The following is a 26422-nucleotide window of genomic DNA, read 5'->3' as shown; positions in this document are numbered from 1 at the left end:
CATGACGCAATCCTGTTATCACTGTGGTGAAGATGTACCGGTCAATACGGATTTTAAAGTAGAAATTTTAGGTGAGATTCGAGACATGTGCTGCCCCGGTTGTGAGACTGTGGCACAGACCATTATCGACAACGGCCTTGTTTCCTACTATCAATATAGAACGGCTCACGCTGAAAAAGTTGAACTTGTTCCTGAGCAACTCAAATCACTCATTCATTACGATAATGAAGAAGTTCAATCTGAGTTTGTACGAAGTAATGATAATCACTGTGAAGTGATGCTCTCTTTAGAGGGCGTTTCTTGTGCCGCGTGCGCGTGGCTAATTGAAAAACAAGTGAATGGGCAAGTGGGTGTGGTGTCAATAAAGGTAAATACTACCACGAATCGTGCACTTCTCTCTTGGGATAAGTCAAAAACTAAATTGAGCGAGCTTCTCTCTGGCATTCATGCGTTGGGATACAAAGCTGCGCCTTTCGAGGCTGACAAACAAGAGGCTTCATACCATGCAACGATGAAGCAGTATCTCTATCGATTAGGTATAGCGGGACTGGCAACAATGCAAGTGATGATGCTCGCTGTTGCATTGTATTTGGAAGTTTTTGGCGATCTTGAACCAGAGTTTAAGAACTACTTTCGGTGGGTGAGTTTGATTTTTGCTACCCCTGTCTTGCTTTACTCAGCTCTTCCTTTTTATATCAATGCATGGCGCAGTATTAAAGGTCGGACGCTGGGTATGGATGTGCCAGTGTCCATCGCACTGATTTTTGCTTATTTTGCCAGTCTTGTTGCGACGGTTACAGAGCAAGGAGAAGTGTTCTTTGAGTCTATCTCTATGTTTACCTTCTTCCTGCTTGTAGGTCGTTTCTTGGAGATGCGAGCGAGAAGAAAAGCAGCGGCAGCGAGCGGTAATCTTCTCAAATTGATTCCAGCAATTGCGACCACACTCGACGGACAACAAGTGCCAGTAAAGAGCTTAAAGATTGGTGACCGGGTTCGTGTACTTCCGGGAGAGCATATCCCAGCAGACGGGTTAGTGATCGAAGGCCGCATTCATATTGATGAATCGATGTTAACTGGTGAATCCGTCCATGTTGTGAAGCGCGAAGGTGATGCAGTATATGCAGGCACAATGAATGGCGATGAATCCTTCGTGTTGCAAGTGAGCAGTTCAAAAGCGGACTCGGTTATTTCTAATATTGTTAGGCTTCAGGATGAAGCGCAGCATTCTAAGCCTAAAATCGCTGAAGTGGCAGATGTTGTGGCTCGCTACTTTGTTGGCGCTATTCTTATTATCTCTGCGGCAACATGGTTTTTTTGGCATCAGACAAAACCAGAAGATGCCTTTTGGATTATGCTCTCTGTGCTTGTTGCAACCTGCCCTTGCGCCCTTTCGCTAGCGACGCCTACAGCATTGACTTGCGCAACGTCACGTATGGGCAATTTTGGTATTCTGCTTCGCAAAGGCCATGTCTTTGAAACACTGTGTAAGGTCAACCATCTGGTTGTCGATAAAACGGGCACCTTAACCAAAGGCGATATCGAAATCAAAGAGACCAAGGTGTTTGCACACTTAACCGACCTGCAATGCCTGCAATTGGCGGCGAGTTTAGAAAATCATGCAAACCACCCTATTGCGAGAGCGTTTAAGTCTTATTCGACCCAAGATTTTGTGCTCAGTGATGTGAGTAACGTAATTGGTTCTGGTATTAGTGGAAAGTGGAATAGCGTTACGGTAAAAATTGGCAGTGCTGAATATGTATTAGGTGCTTCAACCGATGAGCAAAATGCGGTGTATCTCTCTTTGGATAACCAACACATTGCTACGTTTATCTACCATGATCCTATTCGTAAAGAAAGCCACAAACTGATCGAAAAGTTTGCTCAAGCGGGTATTAAGACCACCTTGTTGACGGGAGACTCGGCAGCCAATGCTGAAAGTGTCGCAAAAGCCGTTGGAATCGAGCACGTTGTTGCTTCTGCAAAACCGGAAGACAAGCTCGCCTACCTAAAAGGTCTCGACATCAACGACATTACGCTGATGGTTGGTGACGGTATCAATGACGCGCCCACTTTAGCTGGTGCCCATTTGTCTGTCGCTATGGGTAGTGGTACGGATGTAGCGAAAGCATCTGCTGATATGACCCTTTTGGGTGACCGACTAGATAAGCTGCTTGAAGCCAGAGAGCTTGCTTTGCGCACGCGCCGTATCATCAAAGAGAACTTGGCTTGGTCCCTGGGTTATAACCTTTTGATATTGCCGTTGGCTGTGGCAGGTTTGGTTGCTCCTTATATTGCTGTTGTAGGAATGTCTGCGAGTTCTATAATAGTGGTTTCAAATTCTCTCAGGCTGCTTAAAGAGCACGGTAAGTAACTATGGAAAGCTTGTATCTTCTAATTCCTATTGCAATTGTTTTGGTGTGCATTGCGGTGGCGGTGTTTTTGTGGGCGGTGAAGAGCGAACAGTTTGAAGACCTCGAGAGGCAGGGAAGCAATATTTTGTTCGACGAAGAGCAAAAAAAGAGTACTAAAGCTGAGAGAGCGGAATGACGCCCGACTTTATTGGCGCATTTATGATCGGTCTTGCTGGGGCCGGTCATTGCATTGGCATGTGTGGTGGTATCGCTTCTTTACTTAACCTCGGACAGCAGCAAGCTTCACCTATTCGCAATACCCTCCTTTATAATCTTGGACGCCTCACTAGCTATGCCTTATTTGGCGGATTGATTGGTGGAGCAGTCTCATCATTAACTGAGCTCAGTGGCTTAAACCACTCATTAGCTTGGCTAAGATTGATTGCCGCATCTTTTATGATTCTTGTAGCCCTGTATATCTCCAAACTATGGAGTGCGCTATTGACCGTTGAAAAAGGTGGGCAATTCATCTGGCGATGGATTAAGCCAGTAACCGCACACCTGCTTCCTATTAAACATCCTCTACAAGCTCTTCCCTACGGTTTTGTTTGGGGATGGTTGCCATGCGGTTTGGTCTACTCGGCTTTAACTTGGTCGGCTGTTTCTGGCGGTTTTATCAACGGATCTCTGATTATGCTTGCTTTTGGGCTAGGCACCTTGCCAGCAATGATATTGGTTGGGTTTGGTGCGCAGTTTGTTACTCGTTTGCAATCGTCATTAACATTTCGTCATATTACGGCTTTTTCCCTTTTTGCTTACGGCGTTTACACCGCTTACGAGGCTCTGAAGTTGTTACAATTAGTCAACTAACTAAGGGCTAGAACATTTTTTTTACTATCCTTTAGTATTAAGCAATGCTAAAATATTGACGTATATCAAATAGTGAAAGGTTGTTATGATTTCTGAAAAACCTGCGACAAAGCGCATCCAGTCAGGCGGTTGTGCGATTCATTGTCAAGATTGTAGTATCAGCCAATTGTGTATTCCGTTTACATTGAACGAAGCTGAATTAGATCAACTAGACCAGATCATCGAACGTAAAAAACCGATTCAAAAAGGGCAAGAACTTTTTAAAGCAGGTGACGTATTGAAGTCTCTGTATGCCATTCGTTCGGGTACCATTAAGAGTTACACGATCACTGAGCAGGGTGATGAGCAGATTACAGCGTTTCACTTAGCGGGCGATTTGGTTGGTTTTGATGCTATTACTGGTGATAGCCATCCTAGCTTTGCTCAAGCACTTGAAACATCAATGGTTTGTGAAATCCCGTATGAAATTTTAGATGACCTTTCAGGTAAAATGCCAAAGTTACGTCAGCAAATTATGCGTCTGATGAGTAACGAGATTAAAGGCGATCAAGAGATGATTCTGCTTCTTTCAAAAAAGAACGCAGAGGAGCGTTTGGCTGCTTTCTTGTATAACCTTTCAACTCGCTTCTCCCAGCGTGGATTTAGCCCACGTGAGTTTCGACTTACGATGACTCGTGGTGATATTGGTAATTACCTAGGTCTAACCGTTGAAACCATTAGCCGTTTACTAGGGCGTTTTCAGAAATCGGAAATGCTCAGTGTTAAAGGTAAGTACATCACTATCCTTGACCACGATGCTTTGATGGAGCTAGCGGGCGTTTCGAAAAACTAAATCCTTATAGGTGATGTGGCTCAATCCTGAGCTACATCATACTTTTCTTCATTCTCTTCGTAATATCCTAATATTTCTCCTTTTTTTACGCTAAAGTATTTATATGGTTCTACAACATAAGTGGGCTGAAATATGAGTATTTATAGTAAAATCCTCGTTGTTGCAGACATCAATAAAGATGAGCAACCTGCATTGGCAAGAGCAGTACAATTAGCGAAAAAGAGCGTTTCTAAAAGTCACATAACCTTCTTTTTATCGATATACGATTTCTCATATGACATGACGTCAATGCTGTCTATTGATGAACGTGATGCAATGAGACGTGGTGTTATTTTTCAGCGCGAGCAGTGGTTGAAAAAGATTGCAGAGCCCTATTTAGATGATTCCGTCGAGTTTGAGATAAAAGTGGTTTGGCATAACCGTCCGTACGAAGCAATCATTGCAGAAGTCTTCGGCGGTGGTCACGACATTTTGATTAAAGGAACTCGTAAACACGACGTTCTAGAGTCGGTTATCTTTACACCTACTGACTGGCATTTATTACGCAAGTGCCCTATCCCCGTGTTGCTGATCAAAAATGCCGATTGGCCAGAGCATGCCAATATCCTTGCTTCAGTTCATGTTGGTTCTGAAAACGAAACTCACCTTGAGTTAAACAATAGTATGGTTGAAAGACTAAAAGAGATCACGAACCGTTTAGATGCAGAAGCGTATCTTGTCAATGCGTACCCAGTGACGCCAGCCAATATCACGATAGAACTTCCAGAGTTTGATCCGACAACCTATACAGATGCCGTTCGTGGGCATCATCTAACAGCCATGAAAGCGCTGAGACAGCAGCATGGTATTGATGAAGAACACACTATTGTAGAACAAGGCTTACCAGAGGATGTCATTCCTTCTGCCGCCGAAAAGCTGAATGCCGCAATGGTGATTCTTGGAACCACGGGACGTACTGGCCTCTCCGCTGTGTTTATCGGCAACACCGCCGAGCATGTGATTGATAAAATCAACTGTGATGTATTAGCGCTGAAGCCAAAAGGCTACGTGAGTCCATTAGATCCAACGACAGCTTCATAACTTAAACTCCCGGGTAATTAAGCCCGGGATTTTTTTGTCCGGTACTGGCATCTTGGAAATTTATCCGTATCATACGCACTTCATTTATTTTGATGTGTTTTAAGACTAACAGCCGATGACAGAGCAAATTCAAGAGCGCACTAAAGCTCAACAATATAACTTCAACAAGTTACAAAAGCGTATTCGTCGTAATACAGGCCAAGCGATTGCGGACTTCAACATGATCGAAGACGGTGACCGTATTATGGTGTGTTTGTCTGGCGGTAAAGACAGCTTTACCATGTTAGACATTCTGATGAGCTTACAAAAAAGTGCACCAATCTCCTTTTCTCTTGTCGCTGTTAACCTTGACCAAAAGCAACCTGGCTTTCCAGCACATGTACTGCCTGAATACCTAGAAAGTTTAGGTGTGGAATATAAGATCGTAGAAGAAGATACCTACTCGATCGTTCAAGATAAGATTCCTGAAGGTAAAACGACCTGTTCACTTTGTTCTCGCTTACGTCGTGGTATTTTGTACCGTACAGCAAAAGAACTCGGCGCAACAAAAATTGCACTAGGCCACCATCGTGACGACATACTAGAGACCTTGTTTCTAAACATGTTCTACGGTGGAAAAATGAAAGGTATGCCACCTAAGCTGGTTTCAGATAATGGTGAACACGTTGTGATTCGTCCACTGGCCTACTGCCGTGAGAAAGACATCATCAAATATTCAGATATGACCGGCTACCCTATCATTCCATGTAACCTATGTGGCTCTCAACCAAACTTGCAGCGTCAAAATATCAAACAGATGCTGAATGACTGGGATAAGCGTTTCCCAGGTCGTATTGAGACAATGTTCCGCGCAATGCAGAATGTGGTGCCAAGCCATTTAGCGGATTTTGAGTTGTTTGATTTTAAATCGATCAACAAAGATTCAGGCGTGATTAACGGTGGTGATATCGGTTTCGACAAAGAAGAAATGCCTGTTGCAACCGTCGAAGATGAAGATATGGTGCAAGAGTTTGATCCAAGCTTAAAGCTAGATGTGGCCAATATTTAATCAGTTTGCAAAAACAATAAAGGCTACCATGTTGGTAGCCTTTGTTTTATCACTTGAGTGTTCAACTCATTACTTCTTAGCCGCAGGTAAGTAAGGCAAAACGCGCATAGTGGGCTGCGGTAACACCATATAGCCAGTTTCGCCTATCTCACTAAGTGCCACTTGCACCTTACCGTTGACGATCGCTTTTTTCTGCCCATTGGAGAAGGTAATCATGTCGTTCAATTGATCGGCGAACTCCATTGTCACCCCTTCTACATCAGGCGTGAACCAGCTAGAAAACATGCCGCCCAAATCATCCAACAAGGTTTTCATCTGTGGCATGAGTGGCTCTAGCTGCTCATACGTCACTTTTCCTTGTAATGGCTGCTTGGTCATCACAACGAGCGAGTAGTCACAGCGCATATCTTGCGGTGTCTGAACAAAAACCAGTGGATTTGCTGACTTAAGGTTGTTGTCTATTGGTAGCGGTAATTCCTTTGATGCGGGAATCATAAATTCTTCGTAATGCCCCTCTTTTTCCATCCATGCTTTTTCAATATTACAAAGCTGTTTGGTTTGAGGATTAACGAAAAAAATGCCGACCTTAACGTCTTCATGCCCCTCTTTGGTATTGTTTTTTAATTGAGAAAAGAGTTTTGAGTAGGTAAACATGTATTCTTGCGCAGATACCGGTGTTACCACGAAAGAGGATAAGGCGGTACAGAGTAAGGTGAGGCCAATCTTATTCATTCTATTTCTCTTATTTTTTTAGTTTGTCCAAAATTCTGCATTGTGGCGGATCATCGCTTGCAAATCATCAACATAATCCTGCCCTCTCTCTGAATATGAAAGCAGGCCATTCGTCAGTTCTGTCGCCACGGAGACGCTTTGTAGATCGCGACCTTGCATATCAAGAGTGGCGCGGATCTCACGCAGTTCTTTGTATGCACGATTACGATTAACGTTCATAAAATAGCCATGAACCGAATCTTGAACCGAAGAAAACTTCGCCACTTCGTGGAAAGCACCTTCGTTACGTTCAAGCGGAACCACACCACATCCTGGTGTATAGCACCATTGACCAAAGAGGTTGTTTGCTTGACGAGCAAAACGAGAGGTGCCCCAAGCTGATTCGTTGGCCGCTTGAATCATGACAAGCGCTTCAGGTAGTACGTTCGCCCTTACCATCAACTCGTTGATAGAGTCCTCACTCGCTTCTTCTATTGATAGTGTGACATCGTAACTCAATGCAAGCTTAGTTAGCCTGTCGCGCTGCTTTGAGGTTATGTTTTCGAGATCTAACGACTCGAGAAATGCGCGCTCCTGTAAAACTCGCTGGTTTTCTATCGCAACCATAGGTCGCAAAAAGTCAAAAAATGCTTTTTTCTTTTGAGTCACGTCGTCGAAGGACGCAAAGTCTGGGAGCGAATGTATGTTCTTTTCTTGCTCGCTTGCGGCTCGCTCTTTGTAATGTAGATAAGGACCAATACAGGAAAAGGCAGCAAGTAGCGTAACAGCAGCAGTTTTGAGAAAGATAGATTTTGAGTGGTAACTAAGCATTAAAAACCTGTGAGTTATTGTCGTTGTTATCATCAGTGCTTGAGGTAGCGATCACTTTAAGTCGGATACCAAACATTTCACGATAAAGGATGCCTTTCAGGTGGAAGAAGAATGGTAAGACGAAAATCAATCCAATTCCGTAGAAGACTGTGGCAAGTGCAAACATCAGCATGACGATTAGATAAAGCCCGGAGACTACAAGAATCTTGCGATTGATTGCGCGTAGTGAAAGAAGCAAAGATTGCATTGGAGGTATTTGTTTCTCACAGATCAGCAAAATTGAATGGCTAAATGCCATTGATAAATAGAGCGAAAGCAGTGGAAATATCATCCCAAGAACGCCTTGCAACATAAGACTAAACAATGTTGCCAAGATAACTGGAATAGTATACTGCAACCCTTTTGTGATATGGCGTGTTTTGGTGTTTAAACCCGCAGCATGACTCATCGCCATAAGGCTTACGCCTGCAAAAATCGGTGCGCTAATCACTTCATAACTAAAATTGCCAATATAGATTGCGGAAACGATCTCTTCATTGAGCAACTCTGGGTTTACAACTGCGTCAAGAATGATGCTGGGATCGCCTAACTGCAGTTGTAAAGCAATATAAAAAATCACCAACTGCAAAACCAGTAATGCGACAATGGCGGGTGAAAAGCTGAAAAAATGTGTCAGCGTTTTGTTCCAGGCTTCACTAAAAATAGCGCCTGCTTTAAGTTCATATTGACCAGACAGTGCCCTTTCCACTGTGCCGCCGATGTTTATCTCTTTCTCGAATTCGTTTTTCATAGATATCCTAAGCTGACTTGCTTATCTGCTGTAAAAGTTTGTCTTGATAAGAAAGGCATTCATTATACTGAAATCTGACGTTTGCTAAACTCTGTTTGCTAACCAACTGCTTGCTTTATTTGCAAATTGATTGATAATTAACCGCTTGAAAACTATAGGCGACAGAACAGTTTGTTACAGGATATTTTGACATTCATTCAATCACTTGGAAAATTCACTTTATCCTATGTATTAGTATGGTAACTAATCGAGTTTTTTACCTGAAAAACTTTTTCCGTTTTGACATGAGAAATTACTTTAATTTCACACTTTTGGTGATTATCATGCGCGCCTTATTGTGAATTACTACAGGTCATACGAGTTACGTGACCAATGTGGGAGAAATACAGACGTTGAACGCTAAAAAACACGCAGGACAACCAGTAATCCGTTTATCTGGTATCAGTAAGAGTTTCGATGGTAAGGAAATCATCGGTAATTTAAACCTAGACGTTAATCACGGTGAATTTTTAACGATTCTTGGGCCTTCTGGCTGTGGTAAAACAACGGTTTTACGTATGATCGCAGGTTTTGAAACTGCAGATAACGGCCAAATTACGATCGACAATCAGGATGTCACTCATGTTCCTGCGGAACAAAGGCATGTCAACACCGTATTCCAAAGCTATGCGCTTTTCCCGCATATGACCGTTTTTGATAATGTCGCATTTGGTCTACGTATGCAAAAAGTGCCTTCGTCTGAGATAGAACCTCGTGTAATGGACGCACTTAAAATGGTTCGCCTTGAAAGCATGGCTCAGCGTAAACCTCATCAGCTTTCTGGTGGTCAACAGCAGCGTATTGCAATTGCGCGTGCTGTGGTGAACAAACCAAAAGTACTATTACTTGATGAATCCCTATCAGCGCTTGATTACAAATTACGTAAGCAAATGCAGATTGAGCTTAAGCAGCTACAGCGCCAGCTTGGCATCACCTTCATTTTCGTCACGCACGATCAGGAAGAAGCACTATCGATGTCAGACCGCATTATCGTCATGCGCTCAGGCGTTATCGAGCAAGATGGTTCACCTCGCGAAATCTACGAAGATCCGAAAAATTTATTTGTTGCGCGTTTCATTGGCGAAATCAACGTTTTTGAAGCAACAGCAAAAGAACGCCTTGACGAAAAACGCATTCGTGCAGAAATTGAAGGTGTTGACTCTGTGGTTTATTTTGATGAGCCGGTAACGGAAGGTCAGAAACTGCAAGTACTACTTCGTCCAGAAGACTTACGTATTGAAGAGATCAAAGAATCCGAAGAGAAAGGTATTGTCGGTCACGTTACCGAGCGTACTTACAAAGGGATGACTCTTGATTCTGTTATTGAAACGGAATCTGGCATGCGTGTAATGGTAAGCGAGTTCTTTAACGAAGATGATCCTGATGTGGACCACTCTTTGGGACAAAAAGTCGCCATTACTTGGGTTGAAAGCTGGGAAGTGGTACTAAGTGATGAGCAAGAAATTTAGTCTTCAAAACGCCATTATCACGCTGATTGTCGGTTGGTTGGTTCTTTTTGTACTGATTCCAAACCTGATGATCATTGGCACCAGTTTTCTGACGCGTGATGAAGCTAACCTCATTGAGATGACGTTTACATTGGATAACTACGCGCGTTTGCTCGATCCTTTGTACGTGAAAGTGTTGCTGCACTCCTTCTATATGGCGATTGTGGCAACCCTTATCTGTTTGGTAGTGGGCTACCCATTCGCTTACATTGTGGCCAAGATGCCACACAAATGGCGTCCAATTATGCTGTTTTTAGTGATTGTGCCTTTCTGGACCAACTCACTGATCCGCACCTATGGGCTAAAAGTTGTGTTGGGAACGCAAGGTGTTCTCAATAAAGCGCTGCTAAGCGTTGGCCTGATTGATACACCGATACGCATTATGTTTACCGAAACCGCGGTTATGATTGGCTTGGTATACATTCTACTGCCATTCATGATTTTGCCGTTGTACTCAGCCATTGAAAAGCTGGACGACACGTATATCGAAGCGGCAAAAGACTTAGGTGCAAATAAGTTCCAGACGCTAACAAAGGTCATTCTGCCATTGACCATGCCTGGCATTATCGGCGGTTGTTTGTTGGTTCTCCTCCCTGCTCTGGGCATGTTCTACATTTCAGACTTGCTTGGTGGTGCGAAAAACTTGCTGATTGGTAACGTCATTAAGAGCCAAGTGCTTAATGCCCGTGATTGGCCATTTGGGGCGGCGACCAGTATTGCGTTGACCATTGCAATGGCGATTATGCTTTATGCCTACTATCGCGCGGGTAAATTGTTGAATAAGAAAGTGGAGCTGGACTAATGGGACGTACAGTTAGATTTAGCTTTATGACGTTGGTTTATGCGTTTTTGTATTTACCAATCATCGTATTGATTGCCAACTCGTTTAACGAAAACAAGTTTGGTATGAAATGGGGCGGATTCACCACCAAGTGGTATCACGCGCTAGTGAATAACGACAGCTTGATGCAAGCTGCATGGCACTCGTTTAACGTTGCGATTTTTTCAGCAACTGCAGCAACGATTATCGGCAGTTTGACGGCGGTTGCCCTATTCCGCTACCAGTTCAAAGGCAAAAGTGCAGTCAACGGTATGCTGTTTGTCGTTATGATGTCTCCGGATATTGTGATGGCTATTTCTCTATTGGCGCTGTTTCTTGTGCTGGGTGCACAATTGGGTTTCTTTACTCTTTTGGTTGCGCACATCACCTTCTGTTTGCCATTTGTTGTGGTCACGGTTTATAGCCGCTTAAACGGTTTTGATGTGAAAATGCTTGAAGCAGCAAAAGACCTTGGTGCAAGCGAATGGGTGATTCTAAAGCAAATTATTCTGCCATTGGCAAAACCGGCTGTTGCAGCTGGTTGGTTGCTGAGTTTTACCCTATCTTTAGATGACGTTATCATCAGTTCGTTTGTGACGGGCCCGACTTACGAGATTCTACCACTGAAAATCTACTCAATGGTGAAAGTGGGTATCTCTCCAGAGGTCAACGCATTGGCAACCGTCATGCTGGTCGTGTCACTCGTATTGGTGATCACCTCGCAAATCCTTGCGAGAGAAAAAGTTAAATAAACCGCCTTCTGGTTGTGTTTAAACGCGAAGCAGAATGGTGATTCACCATTCTGCTTTTTTATAAGAATGCCTTCGGGCAACGTTTGGTTTGGAGCTAACGTAAATGAAAAAATGGGCTACTTTATTAGCTGGTAGTGCATGTGCGCTTTCACTGTTTTCTGGTTCGGTTGCAGCGGAAGATAAAGAATTGGTGTTTATGAACTGGGGTCCTTACATCAACAGTAATATCCTAGAGCAATTTACGAAAGAAACAGGTATCAAGGTGATTTACTCGACTTACGAGTCGAACGAAACCTTGTACGCCAAGTTGAAAACGCACAACCAAGGCTATGATCTGGTAGTACCTTCTACCTACTTCGTATCTAAGATGCGTGATGAAGGTATGTTGCAGAAGATTGATAAATCGAAGCTAACAAACTTCAAAAACTTAGATAAGAACTATCTAGATAAACCTTACGATCCAAACAACGACTACTCTATCCCACACGTTGTTGCGATCACGGGTCTTGCTGTGAACACCGATATGTACGATCCAAATGACTTCCAAAGCTGGGCAGACCTATGGAAACCTGAGCTTAAAGGTCAAGTCATGTTGATGGACGACACTCGTGAAGTGTTCCATATCGCGCTACGCAAATTGGGTTATTCGGGTAACACCACCGATGAAAAACAAATCGATGAAGCGTACGCAGAACTGCAAAAGTTAATGCCAAACGTATTGGTATTCAACTCTGACAACCCAGGCGCACCATACATGTCTGGCGAAGTTGGCGTTGGCATGCTTTGGAACGGCAGTGCGGCGGCAGCACAAAAAGAAGGTTTACCTCTAACGCTTGTTTTTCCTAAAGAAGGCGGCATTGGTTGGGTAGATAACTTTGCAATTAGTTCTGGTGCGAAAAACGTGGATGCGGCGCACAAGATGATCGATTTCCTACTTCGTCCAGAAATTGCAGAGCAAATCTCTAACGACACGGGTTACTTGACCGCTGTTGCTGAGTCAAACGCGAAGTTCAAAGATGTTGCGCCACTGTTCCCGTCACAAGAAGATCTTGACCGCGTAGAGTGGCAAGACGCCGTTGGCGACAAAACAGTGAAGTACGAAGACTACTTCATGAAGCTTAAAGCTGGCCAATAATCAGCACAATTGCTTCATTACTCATCATATAGGCAGCGGAAAGCTGCCTATTTTTTTACTTAGCTGATATAATCCGAGGCTGTTTTTTCTGGCGATACCTCATCGTCAGTTTTTATATAACCACCTGCCCTTTAGGGCACGCTGATATGAGCGGAACAGTAATGAAAAAAGCACTGTATACCGGCGCATTGTGTGCTGCTACTTTATTTTCAACTTCTTCATTTGCAGCAGATCAAGAACTGTATTTCTACAACTGGTCTGAGTATATCCCAAGTGAAGTGTTAGAAGATTTCACTAAAGAAACGGGTATCAAAGTCATCTATTCAACCTACGAGTCTAACGAGAGCATGTACGCAAAGTTAAAGACTCAAGGCAGTGGCTATGATCTGGTCGTTCCTTCTACTTATTTTGTTTCTAAGATGCGTAAAGAAGGAATGCTACAAAAAGTGGATAAAGCCAAGCTGTCTCACTTTGCCGAACTGGACGCGAACTATCTAGACAAGCCATTTGACCCAGGTAATGACTACTCTATTCCATACATTTGGGGTGCGACTGGTATTGGTATCAATGTTGACATGCTGGACAAGAGCTCAGTAAAAAACTGGGGAGATCTTTGGGATACTCAGTGGGCTGGTCAATTGATGTTGATGGACGATGCACGTGAAGTGTTCCACATCGCGCTTTCAAAGCTTGGTTACTCGCCAAACACAACCAACCCTGACGAGATCAAAGCAGCGTATGAAGAGCTGAAAAAACTGATCCCGAATGTATTGGTGTTCAACTCAGATTTCCCAGCTAATCCCTATCTAGCGGGTGAGGTTTCACTGGGTATGCTTTGGAATGGTTCTGCATATATGGCGCGTCAAGAAGGTGCAAAAATTGACATCATCTGGCCTGAGAAAGGTGCAATTTTCTGGATGGATAGCTTAGCCATTCCAGCGGGTGCGAAAAATATTGAAGCCGCACACAAGATGATCGACTTCCTTCTACGTCCAGAAAATGCAGCAAAAATTGCGATGGAAATCGGTTATCCAACCCCGGTGAAAACCGCTTACAAACTGCTCCCTAAAGAGTTTGCCGAAGACAAAAACATCTTCCCTCCACAATCTGTGATGGATAACGGTGTGTGGCAAGACGAAGTCGGTGAAGCCAGTGTGCTTTACGATGAGTACTTCCAAAAGCTCAAAGTAAATAACTAATTTTATTGGTTAAAAAGAAAAAGCGGCTGTGGCCGCTTTTTTGATCCTTCAACGAGCATTATGCGTTTTCGACGTTACTCTCTAAATGCGCAAGCAGCTCCTCGACCAACTTAGGCACTTCAACACTCGCCTTACCGTAGCGTTTTTCCACAAACTCACTTTCTATCGCACTCGGCTCAAGGTTAATTTCAATCGTGTGTGCGCCGTGCATTTTAGCGTCATGGACAAATCCGGCGGCGGGATAAACCACACCGGACGTGCCAATTGAGATAAACAGGTCGGCGGTTTCTAACGCTGAGTATATCTCCCCCATTCTCAGAGGCATTTCACCAAACCAAACAACATGAGGACGCATCTGCGATGGCATCTGGCAACAATGACAAAGATCCCCTGTCAGAATATTCCCCGTTTCCTCAATCACTTGGTTTGAGACACTGCAGCGAGATTTGAGCAACTCACCATGCATATGAATGATATTCTTGTTGCCACCACGCTCGTGCAAATTGTCGATATTCTGGGTAACGATCGTTACCTGACCGTCGAGCTCCGCTTCGAGTCGGCCAAGTGCAAGGTGTGCGGCATTGGGTTCTATATTGGGGTCTTGCAGTTTTTTACGACGTTGATTGTAGAAATCTTGGACTAAATCGGGATCTCTGGCGAAACCTTCCGGTGTTGCGACATCTTCAATACGATGGTTTTCCCACAGTCCATCTTGTGCTCGAAAGGTTTGAATACCTGACTCTGCGGAAATTCCAGCTCCGGTCAATACGACGATATTTCGATATGGGAAGTTCATAACCTATCCTTGTAGTTCTTTTGTCACAGCTTACCACTGAACGAAAAACAACAGTAGTTATGAGGATTAGACCATAGTCTTAAATATTCGGAGTAAGATACGGTTTTGAGAGATAAGGCAAAAATGGAGAGAAAAGAGCGACGCAATGCCGCCGCCCTTATAAATCGTTTGATTCTATTCAGCGTTAACGGAAGAGATCTTATGAATCGCTAAATCCGCGCCATTAAATTCATCTTCTTGAGAGAGTCGCAAGCCGCTGAGGCGGTTAATCGCACCATAAACAATACCAGCGCCAATCAGAGCAACCAAAATGCCCAAAAGCGTACCCAAGAGCTGAACGGTAAAACTGACGCCCCCTAGCCCACCTAGCGATGATTGGCCAAAGATGCCAGCTGCAATCCCGCCCCAAGCGCCACAGACACCATGAAGTGGCCAAACACCTAACACATCATCAATTTTGGTTTTGTTTTGCAAGTAGGTAAACAAGTAAACAAACAGAACACCGGCGACCGAACCCGTCACCAAAGCGCCAAGAGGATGCATGAGATCCGATCCTGCACACACAGCGACCAATCCTGCAAGTGGTCCGTTGTGAATAAAGCCCGGGTCATTTTTGCCAGCAATGAGCGCGGCGACAATCCCGCCAGCCATTGCCATCAGCGAGTTCATTGCAACCAAACCACTGATGCCATTCAGTGTTTGTGCAGACATCACGTTAAATCCAAACCAACCGACGCACAGGATCCATGCTCCTAAGGCGAGAAAAGGAATATTTGAAGGGGCAAAGTTAGTGTGTTTCCCTGCACGCACACGTCCTCGGCGCATGCCTAAGAAAATCACCGCAACCAGTGCAATCCATCCTCCGACACCATGCACAACCACGGATCCAGCGAAATCATGGAAACCGACACCAAAGGTGGCTTCAAACCAAGCTTGAACACCGAAATTTCCGTTCCAAATAATGCCCTCAAACAGAGGATAGACAAGCCCCACGGTGAAGAATGTCGCAATCAAAACGGGATAAAAACGCGCTCGCTCGGCAATGCCCCCCGAAACAATCGCAGGAATGGCTGCGGCAAAGGTCAGCAAGAAAAAGAACTTCACCAACTCATAGCCGTTACCTTGAGCTAAGGTTTCCGCATCGGCAAAAAAATGCGCCCCATAGGCGACCCAATAGCCGATAAAGAAGTACGCCAAAGTTGAAATGCCAAAATCCGCTAAGATTTTAACCAGGGCATTGACTTGGTTTTTATGTCTCACCGTTCCGACTTCTAAGAAAGCGAATCCGGCGTGCATAAGGAACACCATGATAGCGCCAAGCAATAAAAATAAGGTGTCTGAACTTTGTGTCAGGGTTTGAACGGCTCCGTGAACCTGACTGGCAGTAACGCTCATTATTCGATCTCTCCGTTATTTTTGTAGTGCACTTATCCTGTGCATCAGTAAAGTTTGATATCACCATGTTGGTGAGAAAATACGTCGAATGTGAGATAGAGCAAGGAGCATTCCAACAATTATCAATTTAATAAATAATTTCTATCCAATTGAATACACGTAATTTATTTCACTGATTGAGAGATTTAGGACTCGGAATAGAACTTGAACTGAGGTAAATGTGCACTTTATTAGTTCAGTTGCACCAAAAGAAAGCGCACCTTCCACGTGCAACAACAGATGGCTTAAAAAAATAGTCTATAGAAAACAAATCCCCTCAGTTGAGGGGATTTTGCTATTTCTCTGTTTGCTCTTTTCTATAAGTTTGGACCTGTCGATGGTCTATGCGGTTGATTGTTGCTTAGCTGAACCATACCTTGGTACATGCGCAAGAACCAAACCAATATCGCTAGCGCTGCAAACAGCATACCCACGTAGGGAATCGCGTAGGCAACGCTGTTGAGTACGTTGTCCAAAACCGTACTGCTGACCCAGTATTCACTGACGCCGACCAGTACACCGTTCGAGGTTGCTACGGTGACGATCAAGACAACGAAAAACGTGAGATAAAGGAAGAAGGTTCGAATTAATCCATAGTAGTGTGAATTAACAACGTCACCATCTTGGTTTTTATCCAACCTATACCCTGCATAAACAATCGCGATAACGCCAGAGAGTAAGAAAGTAAATGGTGTTAAACAGCTGAGGATGTAAGCAATCCAAATACCCTTATGAGGTTTGTTCACGATGACCTCCTACCTTCGCTTGCTCGTTGGTGCTAGAGGATTGAGAGCCGCTCTGCTGCTCTTTCTCCATCATTTCTGCATACCACAAATCATGATGTTCTTTAGCCCATGTTTCATCCACTTCACCGGTCACCATGCCTTCGAGTGCCCCTTCCATGCCAAACAAGCCAATGTAGATATGGAAGATAAATCCACAGATAAGGATCAAAGCCGAAATCATGTGCACAAGGTTAGAAAGTTCCATATCACGGCGTGTTTGACCGAAAATAGGGAAATCTAGGATCAGTCCACTGGCTGCGACAAACACACCAAAGAAAATCAATAACCAGTAGATCGCTTTCTCACCACCGTTAGAAAAACCTGCCGATGGATGGGTCCCTTTGTGTTTGCCTACCATGCCACCGAGCTTCATAAACCAGCGTACATCCGTCATTGTTGGAATGGATTTACGCCACCATTTCAGCAAGATAAAGGTCAACAGAATGAAGAACAGTGGCCCCATGTAGTTGTGGTATTGCTTGGCAAGCAGAATAACAAAACCCCATATTTCAGAAGGAACGTAAGGTTTTAAGAAGTGCTTGCCATACACCAACATCAAGCCACTAAACGCAAGGGTGAGAAAGGTAAACGCCATGCACCAGTGAAGCGCACGATCCCATCGTGACCAGCGTTTGATCTTTTTCCCTGTGCGAGGTTTGCTGAGCATCAAAGGACCAACAAACACATACGCCATGATCACCATCGCAATGCTGCCAAAAATGGCGATTGCCCCGGCAGGCGACATCCATTTTTCTTTTAACAGATACCAAGTTTGACCTGGGGTACTGATAAGCACGCCATGCTCAGGAAAGGTCGACGTGGTGTAACCCGCCTCACCTGCCCTGACTTGACGCCAAAAATCGGCCCCCGCTAATTGCGTCATTTCCGTTTGATCGACAGAGTTCTCTTTTTCTTGTGCCACCGTGGTAAAGCTTAAGGTCAACAGCAGTACTGTCCAAAAAGACAGTACTGCAAGAGAACCACGTTTAAGCGCTTGTAACATGACTCTCTCCAAACTTAGCTGCGAGTTGCATCGTAGGATAGATCTTCACCGTTGGTCCAACCGGCCTCTTTTGCACCACGTTCCACGACACGTTGACGGAAGATGTCGGAGATTTTCTCTGCATCACCCGCCAATAGGGCCTTAGTTGAACACAGCGAAGCACACATTGGCAGTTTGCCTTCTGCGATACGGTTGGCACCATACTTCTGACGCTCTTCTTCTGAGCCCGGTTCGGTGTTTGGACCACCGGCACAAAAAGTACACTTGTCCATTTTGCCACGCTCACCAAATGAGGCTTGTTTCGGGAACTGAGGCGCGCCAAATGGGCAAGCAAACAGGCAGTAACCACAACCGATACACAGATCTTTGTTATGGAGCACAATGCCATCTTCGGTATGTTCAAAACAGTCTGCAGGACAAACCGCCATACAAGGGGCATCGGTACAGTGCATACAGGCCACTGAGATGGAGTTTTCGCCCGGTTCACCATCGTTCAAGGTAACAACGCGGCGGCGCTGAATGCCCCACTCTAATGCGTCGTCGTTTTCATTTTTACAAGCGGTCACACAGCCGTTGCATTCGATGCAGCGTTTGGTGTCGCAGAGGAATTTCATTCTAGCCATTTCAAGACTCCTTACGCTTTACGAATGTTACAGAGGGTGACTTTGGTTTCCTGCATCTGAGTGACAGGATCGTAACCGTAGGTGGTGGCGATGTTTGCTGATTCACCAATCACGTACGGATCCGTACCTTCTGGGTACTTGTTGCGTAAGTCTTCACCTTGGAACTTGCCGCCAAAGTGGAATGGAATGAATGCCATTCCTGGTCTTACACGGCGTGTCACCATGGCTTTAACATGAATACGGCCTTTCTCTGCCCCTTCAACCCAAACCATGTCGCCATCTTTGAAGCCCAGATCGTTGGCGTCTTTCGGGTTTACTTCCACGAACATCTCTTGTTGCAGCTCCGCCAACCAAGGGTTCGAACGGGTTTCTTCCCCCCCCCCTTCGTATTCCACTAAGCGGCCAGAAGTGAGGATGATGGGATACTCTTGCGACTTATCTTGGTCTTGAATTGACTTATACAGCGTTGGCAGACGATAGATTGAAGCGGCGTCATCCCATGTTGGGTAATCGGCAATCAAATCACGACGCGGCGTGTAAAGCGGCTCGCGATGCAGTGGCACACGGTCTGGGAACTCCCACACGATAGTCCGTGCTTTACCGTTACCAAAAGGAATACAGCCATGCTTGATCGCAACACGCTGAATACCCCCTGAAAGGTCGGTTTTCCAGTTTTTGCCTTCCGCGAGCGCTTTCTCTTCTGCAGTCAGATCGTCCCACCAACCCAGTTGTTTTAGCAGTTTGTCACTGAACTCTGGGTAGCCATCTTGAATGTCACTGTCTTTCGAGTAGCTGCCATCGGCCAGCAGACTCTTGCCTTCAAACTCAACGCCGAAACGTGTACGGAAGGTGCCGCCACCCTGTGCAACAGGTTTCGATGTATCGTAAAGAATGTGGGTTCCCGGGTGCTTCATTTCTGGAGTGCCCCAGCATGGCCACGGTAAACCATAGGTTTCACCATTCGCCGGTCCGCCTTCCGCTGCCAAGGTGGTTTTGTGGAAGGTGTGCCAGTTTTGTTGGTGTGCTTTTAAGCGCTCAGGGCTTTGGCCAGTGTAACCAATGGTCCACATCCCTTTGTTGAACTCACGAGTGATGTCTTCAATCACAGGTTGATTGTTAACAACGCGAACGTTTTTAAACAGTTGATCGGCAAAACCCAGCTTTTTGGTCAACAGATACATGATTTCATGATCGGGTTTTGATTCAAACAGCGGTTCGATCACTTGATCACGCCACTGGATGGAACGGTTTGACGCCGTCACACTGCCATGCGTTTCAAACTGAGTTGTTGCAGGAAGCAAATAGACACCGTCGGTGCGATCGTTCATGACGGCTGCGACGGTTGGATATGGGTCGACAATCACCATCATGTCGAGTTTTTCCATCGCCTTTTTCATTTCTACGCCGCGGGTTTGCGAGTTAACCGCGTGGCCCCAATAGAACATGGCGCGAATGTTGTCGTTTTGTTCGATACTGTCTTTGTTTTCCAGCACACCATCGATCCAACGAGACACAGGAATACCCATGTTGAACATCGGCTGTTTGCCGTTGTATTTGTTCTGGTCAAAGCGGTTTTTCAACCAGTCGAAATCGATGCCCCACACGTTCGCCCAATGTTTCCATGAGCCTTCTGCCAAGCCGTAGTAACCCGGAAGCGTATGTGACAACACACCAAGGTCTGTTGCGCCTTGCACGTTATCGTGACCACGGAAAATGTTCGCACCGCCACCGGATTTACCTAAGTTGCCCAGCGCCAGTTCAAGCACGCAGTAGGCACGCGTGTTGTTGTTACCCGTGGTGTGCTGAGTGCCGCCCATACACCAAACGATACAACCCGGACGATGATCAGAAAGCAGTTTCGCTGTTTGGTAAACGTCTTCTTCACTTACACCGGTAACACGCTCAACTTCTTTCGGGTTCCATTTCGCCACTTCAGCGCGAATCTCGTCCATACCAAATACGCGTTGGCGAATGAACTCTTTGTCTTCCCATTTGTTATTGAAGACATGCCACAACACGCCCCAAATAAACGCGACATCGGTACCTGGGCGCAGAGAAACATAGTGATCCGCTTTTGCTGCGGTGCGTGTGCGACGAGGATCCGCGACGACGATCTTACAGCTGTTTTTCTCTTTGGCGATGAGGATGTGCTGCATGGCCACTGGGTGCGCTTCGGCAGGGTTTGAACCAATGAACAACATCGACTTACAGTTGTGCATGTCGTTGAAAGAGTTGGTCATCGCGCCGTAACCCCAGGTGTTCGCTACCCCGGCAACCGTGGTGGAGTGACAGATACGCGCTTGGTGATCGACGTTGTTGGTGCCCCACATCGATGCCATTTTACGGAAGGTGTACGCTTGCTCGTTGTTGTGCTTGGCACTGCCCAGCCAGTAGACAGAATCCGGGCCGGATTGCTCACGAATTTCCAATACTTTGTTGCCGATCTCTTCGATCGCTTGATCCCACGAAAGTTTTTTCCACTTGCCGTTTTCCAACTTCATTGGGTACTTTAAGCGACGTTCGCCATGGCCGTGTTCGCGTAATGCCGCGCCTTTGGCACAGTGACCACCAGCGTTAAATGGGTGATCAAAAGCCGGCTCTTGACCCGTCCAAACACCATTTTGCACCTCTGCGTAAATACCACAGCCCACAGAGCAGTGAGAACAGATGGTGCGTTTTACTTCGATAGGTGCGCTTGCATCGACACTTTTCGCTTCCGCTTTACGGATCATTCCTGGCGCAAACAAGCTTGCACCGGCAATCGCGCCACCAGCAGCGAGTGAACTATTGCGCATAAATACACGACGGCTAATGCCGAGCTGTTTTTGCTCTTTCGTGACGCTGTCTGAGCGTTTAATTAGTTTCATTGACGATGGCTCCTACAGAGTTTCGTAATAGTCGCGGATATGCTGAGTTTCGTGATATCCCTTTTTCTTCGCCTGTTTTTCTACAGGAGTAACTTCTGAGGCTGAGGCCACTTGTGTGGTGCCAGCAACGACGGCGCCTGCTACTGCTGCCGTGGCGATACCTTTCAAAAGGTCACGACGGCTTTCGTTAATCTCATTTTTTTCTTTCATCATTGCTTCCTTACCTGTCAGGTAGATTTTTGGAGGCTTAAGCCTCTCTAAAAGAGATCGCTTGGCTAATCCGCCAAGTTTTTAATCTCAATTTTTAATTTGGTTTTGTTGTCCGGCGTGATTTTCGTTAAACGCACTTTTTCCAGATTGAAAAATGCGCCGAGCAATTGGCTAACCGCCAAGTAAAATCCGGCGTGTTCGGCTTGATCGATTTGCTTGGTGAAGGAGACATACCAAGTCGCAAGGTGGCGGTTGAAAAACGCCTGTTGCTGCACATCGGTCTCTTCCATCAGCGCCGCCATCACTTCACATAAGGCTGAAATATGATCTTCCGGCTCTTTGACATGCTCTTGGCGTTCAAAGCCAAGGCGAGCAAGATCGGTACGGATCTCGGCCAGTGGTTTTTCCATCAAAGAACCCGTAAGGTGCCATGAGGCAAATGGCACCACTTCCCCACGACCAATCCCGATAAAAAGTTGTTGGTACTCTTCTTCAAGCTCTGCGTCGGAATAACGGCTTGCGGCCGCTTTCAATTGCAACCACGCATTTTGCATTTCACTGCCATCCGCTACGGTGTCTAACAACGTCAATAGCTCAAGCAATGCTGGAGATGGAGCTTGGCGAAATAGCGTCGATAGCAGCAAATAAATATCGGCTCTTAATGACGATTCTGGTTGGATATCCATTCGTGTGCCCTAGTAATTCAGTTGGTTTTCTGGGTTTACCGCCATCGATTCGAAAACATCGATGACACGGCAGTCTTCACACATTGCGATGCGATTAAGCGCTGCATCATTCGCAAAGTGAGAGTGACCACGTAACTTATCTTGTAGCATAGTGATCATGGACTGAGGCGCGAAAGGCTTATGGCAACGCAAGCATTCCGCGGCTTTTTCTTGATGGATGACCACCGCCGCTTGTCGGCTCTCTTTATCCCAGTTCATACGAGGAGTCAGTGTCAGCACTTGCTCAGGACAGGCTTTGGTGCACAAACCGCATTGCACGCAATCTTGCTCGACAAATTGAAGCGAAGGGCTTTCTCCATCGGTGTGCAAAGCGCGAGTCGGACAAACCGCCACACAACTCATGCACAAGGTACAGCCCGTTGTTGCACACGACACGGCGCCATAGGGAGCATGACTGGAAAGAGCGACGGTGTTTTCTACTGGTACACGCGAGGTTGCAAGCGCATCGAGTGCAGTAAATAAGCGTTGGCGTTTGTTGCCTTGCAAATCGCCAAGAGCAAGATCGAAATGTTCAGTACAGAGGACTGGAGCACCTTCCATCAATGATTCGAGATAGAGAATATCGATACACTCTTTCGCAATGCCTAATTGACCAAGTAGCTCTTGTGCGATCGCGACTTCGCTATTCAATACGCGCTGAATCGTTGCGGGCATGCGGCGACTTGCAGCAAACAAGACTTGCGTTGCACCATTAACGAGCGCAGCAAACCAACTATCGATGCCGACAGAGGGCAGATCTTCCACCACAATCGGAATCACATTGTCGGGTAGCGCCTTAAGAGCCATGACGTTGTACATTTCATGACGTTCGCTGCAAATCAGGATAATGGGGTTCACGCCACCAACGCTTTCATAGTTCGCCAGCGTTCTTTCAATGAACTTTTGTGTCTCTTGTGGATTAGGTAATGCGTAATGAATGGCTTCTGTCGGACAACTGGTGGCACACGTCCCCACCCCTTGGCAGAGATACGGATTGATCTCAATTCGATGCCCTGTTTTTTCGGAACCTTGGCTGCTTAACGCACCTGCCGGACAAGCATCAACACAACGCTCACAACCTTTAACGCCACGGGAACTGTGCGCACACAGATCGGTATCTAAGCGAAAATATTTTGGCTTATCGAACGTGCCCATTAAGGTTGGAATTTCTTGCAGCGCATCCGTTAGTTTTGGATAGCCACGCCCAACAGGATAATAGCCAGGGACCGGCACCTCTTCCGACATGAGGCCGTTAAGTGATAAATCCAGAACCACATCAAAAACATCGTGATTGATGGCCACCTTTGCCAGATTCAAACGTTGGCCTTGGTTTTCAACCAGCACCGTAAAGGTACCCAAAAAACCACTCAACTGAACGGAATCGGCGTAATGGATTTGCGCATCGCCTTTCTCGCCATCAGTTGAAAGCAAAGTTAGCGAAGTCATTTGGCTCAATTGTGCGGCTGTACTTTGAATAATGGCACTAGGGCCGACGATGAGTGTATTACCACCGCTTTCATAGCTCACGGTAGGCGGTATCAGATTCCCCAACTCAACGGTGTTTTCAAACGCATAGAGTCGCGCTTTGCCATTGGTTGAAGTCGATTGCTGTAATAGTTGTTTTATCATTGCTCTGTTCCACACTGGCCAACACTGCGAAGGATTGGCAGGTCATACTGATGATTCAGTTATTGTTGTGGAGCATTTGCAAGTGCTATACCAACTTTTATACGCTTATTATTCAGTCGGTTAGCGTAGGATTTGTTGAGTTTTACGGCACTATCGATGACGAGAAATTCAATTGGGACATTTTGTCCTAATTGAATTTTCCTATCCCGCGTCAAAATGTACCTATTTTTTATGTGGGATCTTTTGTCTCATCTCGCGTTTCATTTGCAGGAAGATCAGATTGAGATAAAGTCAGGGCCTGAGTCTCAGATTGCGTTAGCGTGTCACTGATCGCCTCAATACTGTCATCGTTATCAACGGCTACTGAACCAGGTGCACTGTCAGGCTCGGCCTCAGTCAACGCTTCCTCTACTGGCTTCATCCATTCTCTTAACGTCTGTGCCACATTGGGTGCGAGAGCACCAATAGAAGACTTGTAGTCGTGATCGTAATCATTGAGCCTATCAACCACGTTAAACTCTTCACTGTGGAAAAGCTTACGCAGTGCCGCCTTTTTAACTTCTTGCGTCGCTTCACTGGCCAGCAGCGCTGAAATAGTAGGTTCTTGCTCCGTCAGCTCATCAGCACCCTCTTTTTCACCCAATGGCAGCTTTGAGAGTAACACGTGGTCTTCTTCGACCGCGTTTTTCTGCTCATCGGTGAGCGACGAGTACGCCGCGATATCTTCATCGCTTTGTTTTGGCAGCTTTTGCGTCTCTCCCGCTAACTTACGAGAGGACCAGCGAGAGAAAAAATCAGTTGCCACTTGCTCGCCCCGCACCTTTGCGTTTCTTGCGACGCTCTTCCAATAACTCGCCATGACGGCCGATAAACGCTTCCATCCATGCCTGAATTGGCAATGGCATCTCGCAAGAAAGTACTAAATAGTCGCCATCCATATACTGGCCAGCCACCGATTGTGATGCCGTGACGGTTGTGATCTTTGGCGTTTCCTCTACGTTTTCAAGCACAACGAAGAGTTTCGGGTTTTGAGAACTCAAGTTAAAACGGTAGTCGGTTCGCTCGTCACGGAACAACTGAAGCGTGACGACATGACTATGGTGGCTTTCTGGCTTTAACTCAAAACCCGTTAACTGCCACTGTCTGGTCACCCAAATCCCGGTTGTGATTTCATGTGCAACGAGGTTGCAGCCAATTGGCCACAGAGCGTCACTCTTTTCGATGTTACTTTGTGTGTCTATTGAATTTGACATGGTCCACCCATCATGTTGCTATGCGATTGCCTTTTAAACCTACATTAGTCCTATTCGAGGCTTTGGTGCATACTTGTTGCGTCGCTTTGTGCCGTTTAAAAGCAAATTCTAAGCCAAGGTTATAAAGCGAATGTTTCCATGTGTAACATGTGTTAGATGTGAGACGCCGTACGGTAGATAACTTTGGAACGGTAATTGCTTTTGAATTGATTTTGTTCCCCCGCCTTTGGCAAACGTGTTTCTTCGGTGATTCTTGATATCACCCATTCAAGCAGGAAAAAGAAGTGGTCAAACCCAACATTATTAAAACCAGTGAAAACCCTTTGCAAACCATTGAAGTGGAAGTATTCGATGAATATGGAGAGAAGTTAATTAAGCAAATTGCTTGTGAGCGCCCTTTAACCGTTCTTCTGAACTGGAAAGAAGTGGTGACGCTAATGACACTGGGCTCGAGACCTGAAGCACTCGTTTTGGGCTATCTCAAGAACCAAAGTTTCTTAACGGAAGTTGACTCTCTTGAATCGGTGATCATTGATTGGGAAACCAACAGCGCTGCGGTAGTGACAAAAGAGAATGTAGAACACATTGAACAGGCTTTGAAAAAGAAAACCGTTACCTCAGGGTGTGGGCAAGGCACTATGTATGGCAACGTGATGAAACAACTAGAACACTATAAAGTGCCCCAGGTGACACTCAAACAGTCGGAGATTTACAAGACCTTAGAAGCGCTCACCCACTACAACGATACCTACAAAAAAGCAGGCGCGGTACACGGATGTGCGGTGTGCAAAGGCGATGAAGTTCGCTCGTTTGTCGAAGATGTTGGCCGTCACAACGCGGTAGATACGCTTGCCGGTGAAATGTGGCTAAACCAAGAATCGGGCGCGGATAAGATTTTCTACACCACAGGCCGTCTCACTTCAGAAATGGTGATCAAAGTGGCTCAAATGGGCATCCCTGTTTTGCTCTCTCGCTCTGGTGTCACGCAGATGGGTTTAGATTTAGCACGTCAATTTGGTATTACCACCATCGCACGAGCAAAAGGCTTACGCTTTCAAGTCTTTACCGGCGGTGAAAACATCATTTTTGATGTCAAAGGTCAAGAGAGTTAAATCGCCTTACTTGCAAAAC

Annotated in this window: 25 protein-coding genes and 1 pseudogene; 12 read left to right on the top strand and 14 right to left on the bottom strand. The window is 45.7% G+C overall.

Annotated features, from left to right (window positions below; all coding sequences use genetic code 11):
- Position 1: 1 nt before the first annotated feature.
- The 6 genes from FC652_RS12290 (at position 2) to ttcA (ending at position 6181) form a co-directional block, all read left to right on the top strand.
- Entirely contained in the window at positions 2 to 2371 is a 2370-nt protein-coding gene (locus tag FC652_RS12290) for a heavy metal translocating P-type ATPase metal-binding domain-containing protein (protein WP_176298799.1), read from the top strand.
- Positions 2372 to 2373: 2 nt separating this feature from the next.
- Positions 2374 to 2547 carry a cbb3-type cytochrome oxidase assembly protein CcoS gene (gene ccoS / locus FC652_RS12285; protein WP_176298798.1) on the top strand — a complete coding sequence of 58 codons (174 nt, stop codon included), beginning with the start codon at positions 2374 to 2376 and terminating at the stop codon, positions 2545 to 2547.
- Positions 2544 to 3221: a sulfite exporter TauE/SafE family protein gene (locus FC652_RS12280; RefSeq protein WP_176298797.1), complete on the top strand. Its 678-nt coding sequence runs from the start codon at positions 2544 to 2546 to the stop codon at positions 3219 to 3221. Before ccoS ends, FC652_RS12280 begins: the two co-directional genes overlap by 4 nt.
- Positions 3222 to 3306: 85 nt before the next feature.
- On the top strand, positions 3307 to 4053 hold the full coding sequence (locus tag FC652_RS12275) for an FNR family transcription factor (protein WP_176298796.1): 747 nt from the start codon (positions 3307 to 3309) through the stop codon (positions 4051 to 4053).
- Between the two features lie 132 nt (positions 4054 to 4185).
- Entirely contained in the window at positions 4186 to 5133 is a 948-nt protein-coding gene (gene uspE / locus FC652_RS12270) for a universal stress protein UspE (protein ID WP_176298795.1), read from the top strand.
- Between the two features lie 115 nt (positions 5134 to 5248).
- Entirely contained in the window at positions 5249 to 6181 is a 933-nt protein-coding gene (gene ttcA / locus FC652_RS12265; RefSeq protein ID WP_176298794.1) for a tRNA 2-thiocytidine(32) synthetase TtcA, read from the top strand.
- 69 nt (positions 6182 to 6250) lie between these two features.
- On the opposite strand, the gene FC652_RS12260 is transcribed toward ttcA, so the two are convergent.
- From FC652_RS12260 to FC652_RS12250, 3 genes are read right to left on the bottom strand one after another with little or no spacing between them, the layout of a single operon-like run.
- Positions 6251 to 6913, bottom strand: coding sequence for a DUF2987 domain-containing protein (locus FC652_RS12260; protein ID WP_176298793.1), 663 nt, complete (start codon positions 6911 to 6913; stop codon positions 6251 to 6253).
- An 18-nt stretch (positions 6914 to 6931) separates the two neighbouring features.
- Entirely contained in the window at positions 6932 to 7723 is a 792-nt protein-coding gene (locus tag FC652_RS12255) for a glucosaminidase domain-containing protein (RefSeq protein ID WP_176298792.1), read from the bottom strand.
- A complete protein-coding gene (locus tag FC652_RS12250; RefSeq protein ID WP_176298791.1) occupies positions 7716 to 8513 on the bottom strand; it encodes a hypothetical protein in 798 nt (265 codons plus the stop codon). The genes FC652_RS12255 and FC652_RS12250 overlap by 8 nt, the downstream gene beginning before the upstream one ends.
- A gap of 374 nt (positions 8514 to 8887) precedes the next feature.
- On the opposite strand from FC652_RS12250, the gene potA reads away from it, so the two are divergent.
- From potA to FC652_RS12225, 5 genes are all read left to right on the top strand, one after another.
- Positions 8888 to 10021, top strand: coding sequence for a spermidine/putrescine ABC transporter ATP-binding protein PotA (potA, locus tag FC652_RS12245; RefSeq protein ID WP_176298790.1), 1134 nt, complete (start codon positions 8888 to 8890; stop codon positions 10019 to 10021).
- A complete protein-coding gene (potB, locus tag FC652_RS12240; protein ID WP_176298789.1) occupies positions 10005 to 10862 on the top strand; it encodes a spermidine/putrescine ABC transporter permease PotB in 858 nt (285 codons plus the stop codon). The genes potA and potB overlap by 17 nt, the downstream gene beginning before the upstream one ends.
- Positions 10862 to 11632, top strand: a complete 771-nt coding sequence (potC, locus tag FC652_RS12235) for a spermidine/putrescine ABC transporter permease PotC (RefSeq protein WP_011150281.1) — start codon at positions 10862 to 10864, stop codon at positions 11630 to 11632. Before potB ends, potC begins: the two co-directional genes overlap by 1 nt.
- A 103-nt stretch (positions 11633 to 11735) precedes the next feature.
- Positions 11736 to 12767: an extracellular solute-binding protein gene (locus tag FC652_RS12230; protein ID WP_011080449.1), complete on the top strand. Its 1032-nt coding sequence runs from the start codon at positions 11736 to 11738 to the stop codon at positions 12765 to 12767.
- A 161-nt stretch (positions 12768 to 12928) separates the two neighbouring features.
- Positions 12929 to 13966: an extracellular solute-binding protein gene (locus FC652_RS12225; RefSeq protein ID WP_043877169.1), complete on the top strand. Its 1038-nt coding sequence runs from the start codon at positions 12929 to 12931 to the stop codon at positions 13964 to 13966.
- 58 nt (positions 13967 to 14024) lie between these two features.
- Here the strand turns inward: FC652_RS12225 and cobB are convergent, their stop codons facing one another.
- The 11 genes and pseudogenes from cobB to FC652_RS12170 all read right to left on the bottom strand — a co-directional run bounded on the left by cobB (position 14025) and on the right by FC652_RS12170 (position 25291).
- Positions 14025 to 14762, bottom strand: a complete 738-nt coding sequence (cobB, locus tag FC652_RS12220; RefSeq protein ID WP_045596902.1) for a Sir2 family NAD+-dependent deacetylase — start codon at positions 14760 to 14762, stop codon at positions 14025 to 14027.
- 174 nt (positions 14763 to 14936) lie between these two features.
- Complete coding sequence (locus tag FC652_RS12215) at positions 14937 to 16157, bottom strand: ammonium transporter (RefSeq protein ID WP_130193625.1); 1221 nt, start codon at positions 16155 to 16157, stop codon at positions 14937 to 14939.
- Between the two features lie 356 nt (positions 16158 to 16513).
- Complete coding sequence (locus FC652_RS12210; protein ID WP_017420117.1) at positions 16514 to 16942, bottom strand: membrane protein; 429 nt, start codon at positions 16940 to 16942, stop codon at positions 16514 to 16516.
- A pseudogene (locus FC652_RS12205) lies at positions 16926 to 17903 on the bottom strand (formate dehydrogenase subunit gamma); the annotation flags it as partial. The gene FC652_RS12210 and the pseudogene FC652_RS12205, both read right to left, overlap by 17 nt.
- Positions 17904 to 17998: 95 nt before the next feature.
- Entirely contained in the window at positions 17999 to 18607 is a 609-nt protein-coding gene (gene fdh3B, locus FC652_RS12200) for a formate dehydrogenase FDH3 subunit beta (protein ID WP_011150292.1), read from the bottom strand.
- Positions 18608 to 18618: 11 nt separating this feature from the next.
- A complete protein-coding gene (locus tag FC652_RS12195; RefSeq protein WP_101956954.1) occupies positions 18619 to 21474 on the bottom strand; it encodes a formate dehydrogenase subunit alpha in 2856 nt (951 codons plus the stop codon).
- A gap of 12 nt (positions 21475 to 21486) precedes the next feature.
- Positions 21487 to 21687, bottom strand: coding sequence for a twin-arginine translocation signal domain-containing protein (locus tag FC652_RS12190; protein ID WP_011080438.1), 201 nt, complete (start codon positions 21685 to 21687; stop codon positions 21487 to 21489).
- Positions 21688 to 21749: 62 nt separating this feature from the next.
- Complete coding sequence (locus FC652_RS12185; protein ID WP_176298787.1) at positions 21750 to 22370, bottom strand: molecular chaperone; 621 nt, start codon at positions 22368 to 22370, stop codon at positions 21750 to 21752.
- 9 nt (positions 22371 to 22379) lie between these two features.
- Positions 22380 to 24038 (bottom strand): 4Fe-4S dicluster domain-containing protein, encoded by a 1659-nt coding sequence (locus tag FC652_RS12180; protein WP_176298786.1) that lies wholly within the window; start codon positions 24036 to 24038, stop codon positions 22380 to 22382.
- A gap of 229 nt (positions 24039 to 24267) precedes the next feature.
- The gene (locus FC652_RS12175; protein ID WP_176298785.1) at positions 24268 to 24843 is read right to left on the bottom strand and encodes a DUF3306 domain-containing protein; all 576 of its coding nucleotides are present in this window, start codon (positions 24841 to 24843) and stop codon (positions 24268 to 24270) included.
- Entirely contained in the window at positions 24833 to 25291 is a 459-nt protein-coding gene (locus FC652_RS12170) for a DUF3305 domain-containing protein (RefSeq protein WP_176298784.1), read from the bottom strand. The genes FC652_RS12175 and FC652_RS12170 overlap by 11 nt, the downstream gene beginning before the upstream one ends.
- A 284-nt stretch (positions 25292 to 25575) precedes the next feature.
- Between FC652_RS12170 and FC652_RS12165 the strand changes: the two genes are divergently transcribed.
- The gene (locus FC652_RS12165) at positions 25576 to 26403 is read left to right on the top strand and encodes a formate dehydrogenase accessory sulfurtransferase FdhD (RefSeq protein ID WP_101956958.1); all 828 of its coding nucleotides are present in this window, start codon (positions 25576 to 25578) and stop codon (positions 26401 to 26403) included.
- The last annotated feature ends 19 nt before the right edge of the window (positions 26404 to 26422 follow it).

Source organism: Vibrio sp. 05-20-BW147, from assembly GCF_013369385.1.
GTDB lineage: Bacteria > Pseudomonadota > Gammaproteobacteria > Enterobacterales > Vibrionaceae > Vibrio > Vibrio floridensis.
This window is presented reverse-complemented; position numbering and strand designations above follow the sequence as displayed.

Bases quoted from the DNA above. Each gene is read 5' to 3' on its own strand.
- FC652_RS12290 (WP_176298799.1), top strand. From the start codon at position 2: ATGACGCAATCCTGTTATCACTGTGGTGAAGATGTACCGGTCAATACG.
- ccoS (WP_176298798.1), top strand. From the start codon at position 2,374: ATGGAAAGCTTGTATCTTCTAATTCCTATTGCAATTGTTTTGGTGTGC.
- FC652_RS12280 (WP_176298797.1), top strand. From the start codon at position 2,544: ATGACGCCCGACTTTATTGGCGCATTTATGATCGGTCTTGCTGGGGCC.
- FC652_RS12275 (WP_176298796.1), top strand. From the start codon at position 3,307: ATGATTTCTGAAAAACCTGCGACAAAGCGCATCCAGTCAGGCGGTTGT.
- uspE (WP_176298795.1), top strand. From the start codon at position 4,186: ATGAGTATTTATAGTAAAATCCTCGTTGTTGCAGACATCAATAAAGAT.
- ttcA (WP_176298794.1), top strand. From the start codon at position 5,249: ATGACAGAGCAAATTCAAGAGCGCACTAAAGCTCAACAATATAACTTC.
- FC652_RS12260 (WP_176298793.1), bottom strand. From the start codon at position 6,913: ATGAATAAGATTGGCCTCACCTTACTCTGTACCGCCTTATCCTCTTTC.
- FC652_RS12255 (WP_176298792.1), bottom strand. From the start codon at position 7,723: ATGCTTAGTTACCACTCAAAATCTATCTTTCTCAAAACTGCTGCTGTT.
- FC652_RS12250 (WP_176298791.1), bottom strand. From the start codon at position 8,513: ATGAAAAACGAATTCGAGAAAGAGATAAACATCGGCGGCACAGTGGAA.
- potB (WP_176298789.1), top strand. From the start codon at position 10,005: ATGAGCAAGAAATTTAGTCTTCAAAACGCCATTATCACGCTGATTGTC.
- potC (WP_011150281.1), top strand. From the start codon at position 10,862: ATGGGACGTACAGTTAGATTTAGCTTTATGACGTTGGTTTATGCGTTT.
- FC652_RS12230 (WP_011080449.1), top strand. From the start codon at position 11,736: ATGAAAAAATGGGCTACTTTATTAGCTGGTAGTGCATGTGCGCTTTCA.
- FC652_RS12225 (WP_043877169.1), top strand. From the start codon at position 12,929: ATGAAAAAAGCACTGTATACCGGCGCATTGTGTGCTGCTACTTTATTT.
- cobB (WP_045596902.1), bottom strand. From the start codon at position 14,762: ATGAACTTCCCATATCGAAATATCGTCGTATTGACCGGAGCTGGAATT.
- FC652_RS12215 (WP_130193625.1), bottom strand. From the start codon at position 16,157: ATGAGCGTTACTGCCAGTCAGGTTCACGGAGCCGTTCAAACCCTGACA.
- fdh3B (WP_011150292.1), bottom strand. From the start codon at position 18,607: ATGGCTAGAATGAAATTCCTCTGCGACACCAAACGCTGCATCGAATGC.
- FC652_RS12195 (WP_101956954.1), bottom strand. From the start codon at position 21,474: ATGAAACTAATTAAACGCTCAGACAGCGTCACGAAAGAGCAAAAACAG.
- FC652_RS12190 (WP_011080438.1), bottom strand. From the start codon at position 21,687: ATGATGAAAGAAAAAAATGAGATTAACGAAAGCCGTCGTGACCTTTTG.
- FC652_RS12185 (WP_176298787.1), bottom strand. From the start codon at position 22,370: ATGGATATCCAACCAGAATCGTCATTAAGAGCCGATATTTATTTGCTG.
- FC652_RS12180 (WP_176298786.1), bottom strand. From the start codon at position 24,038: ATGATAAAACAACTATTACAGCAATCGACTTCAACCAATGGCAAAGCG.
- FC652_RS12170 (WP_176298784.1), bottom strand. From the start codon at position 25,291: ATGTCAAATTCAATAGACACACAAAGTAACATCGAAAAGAGTGACGCT.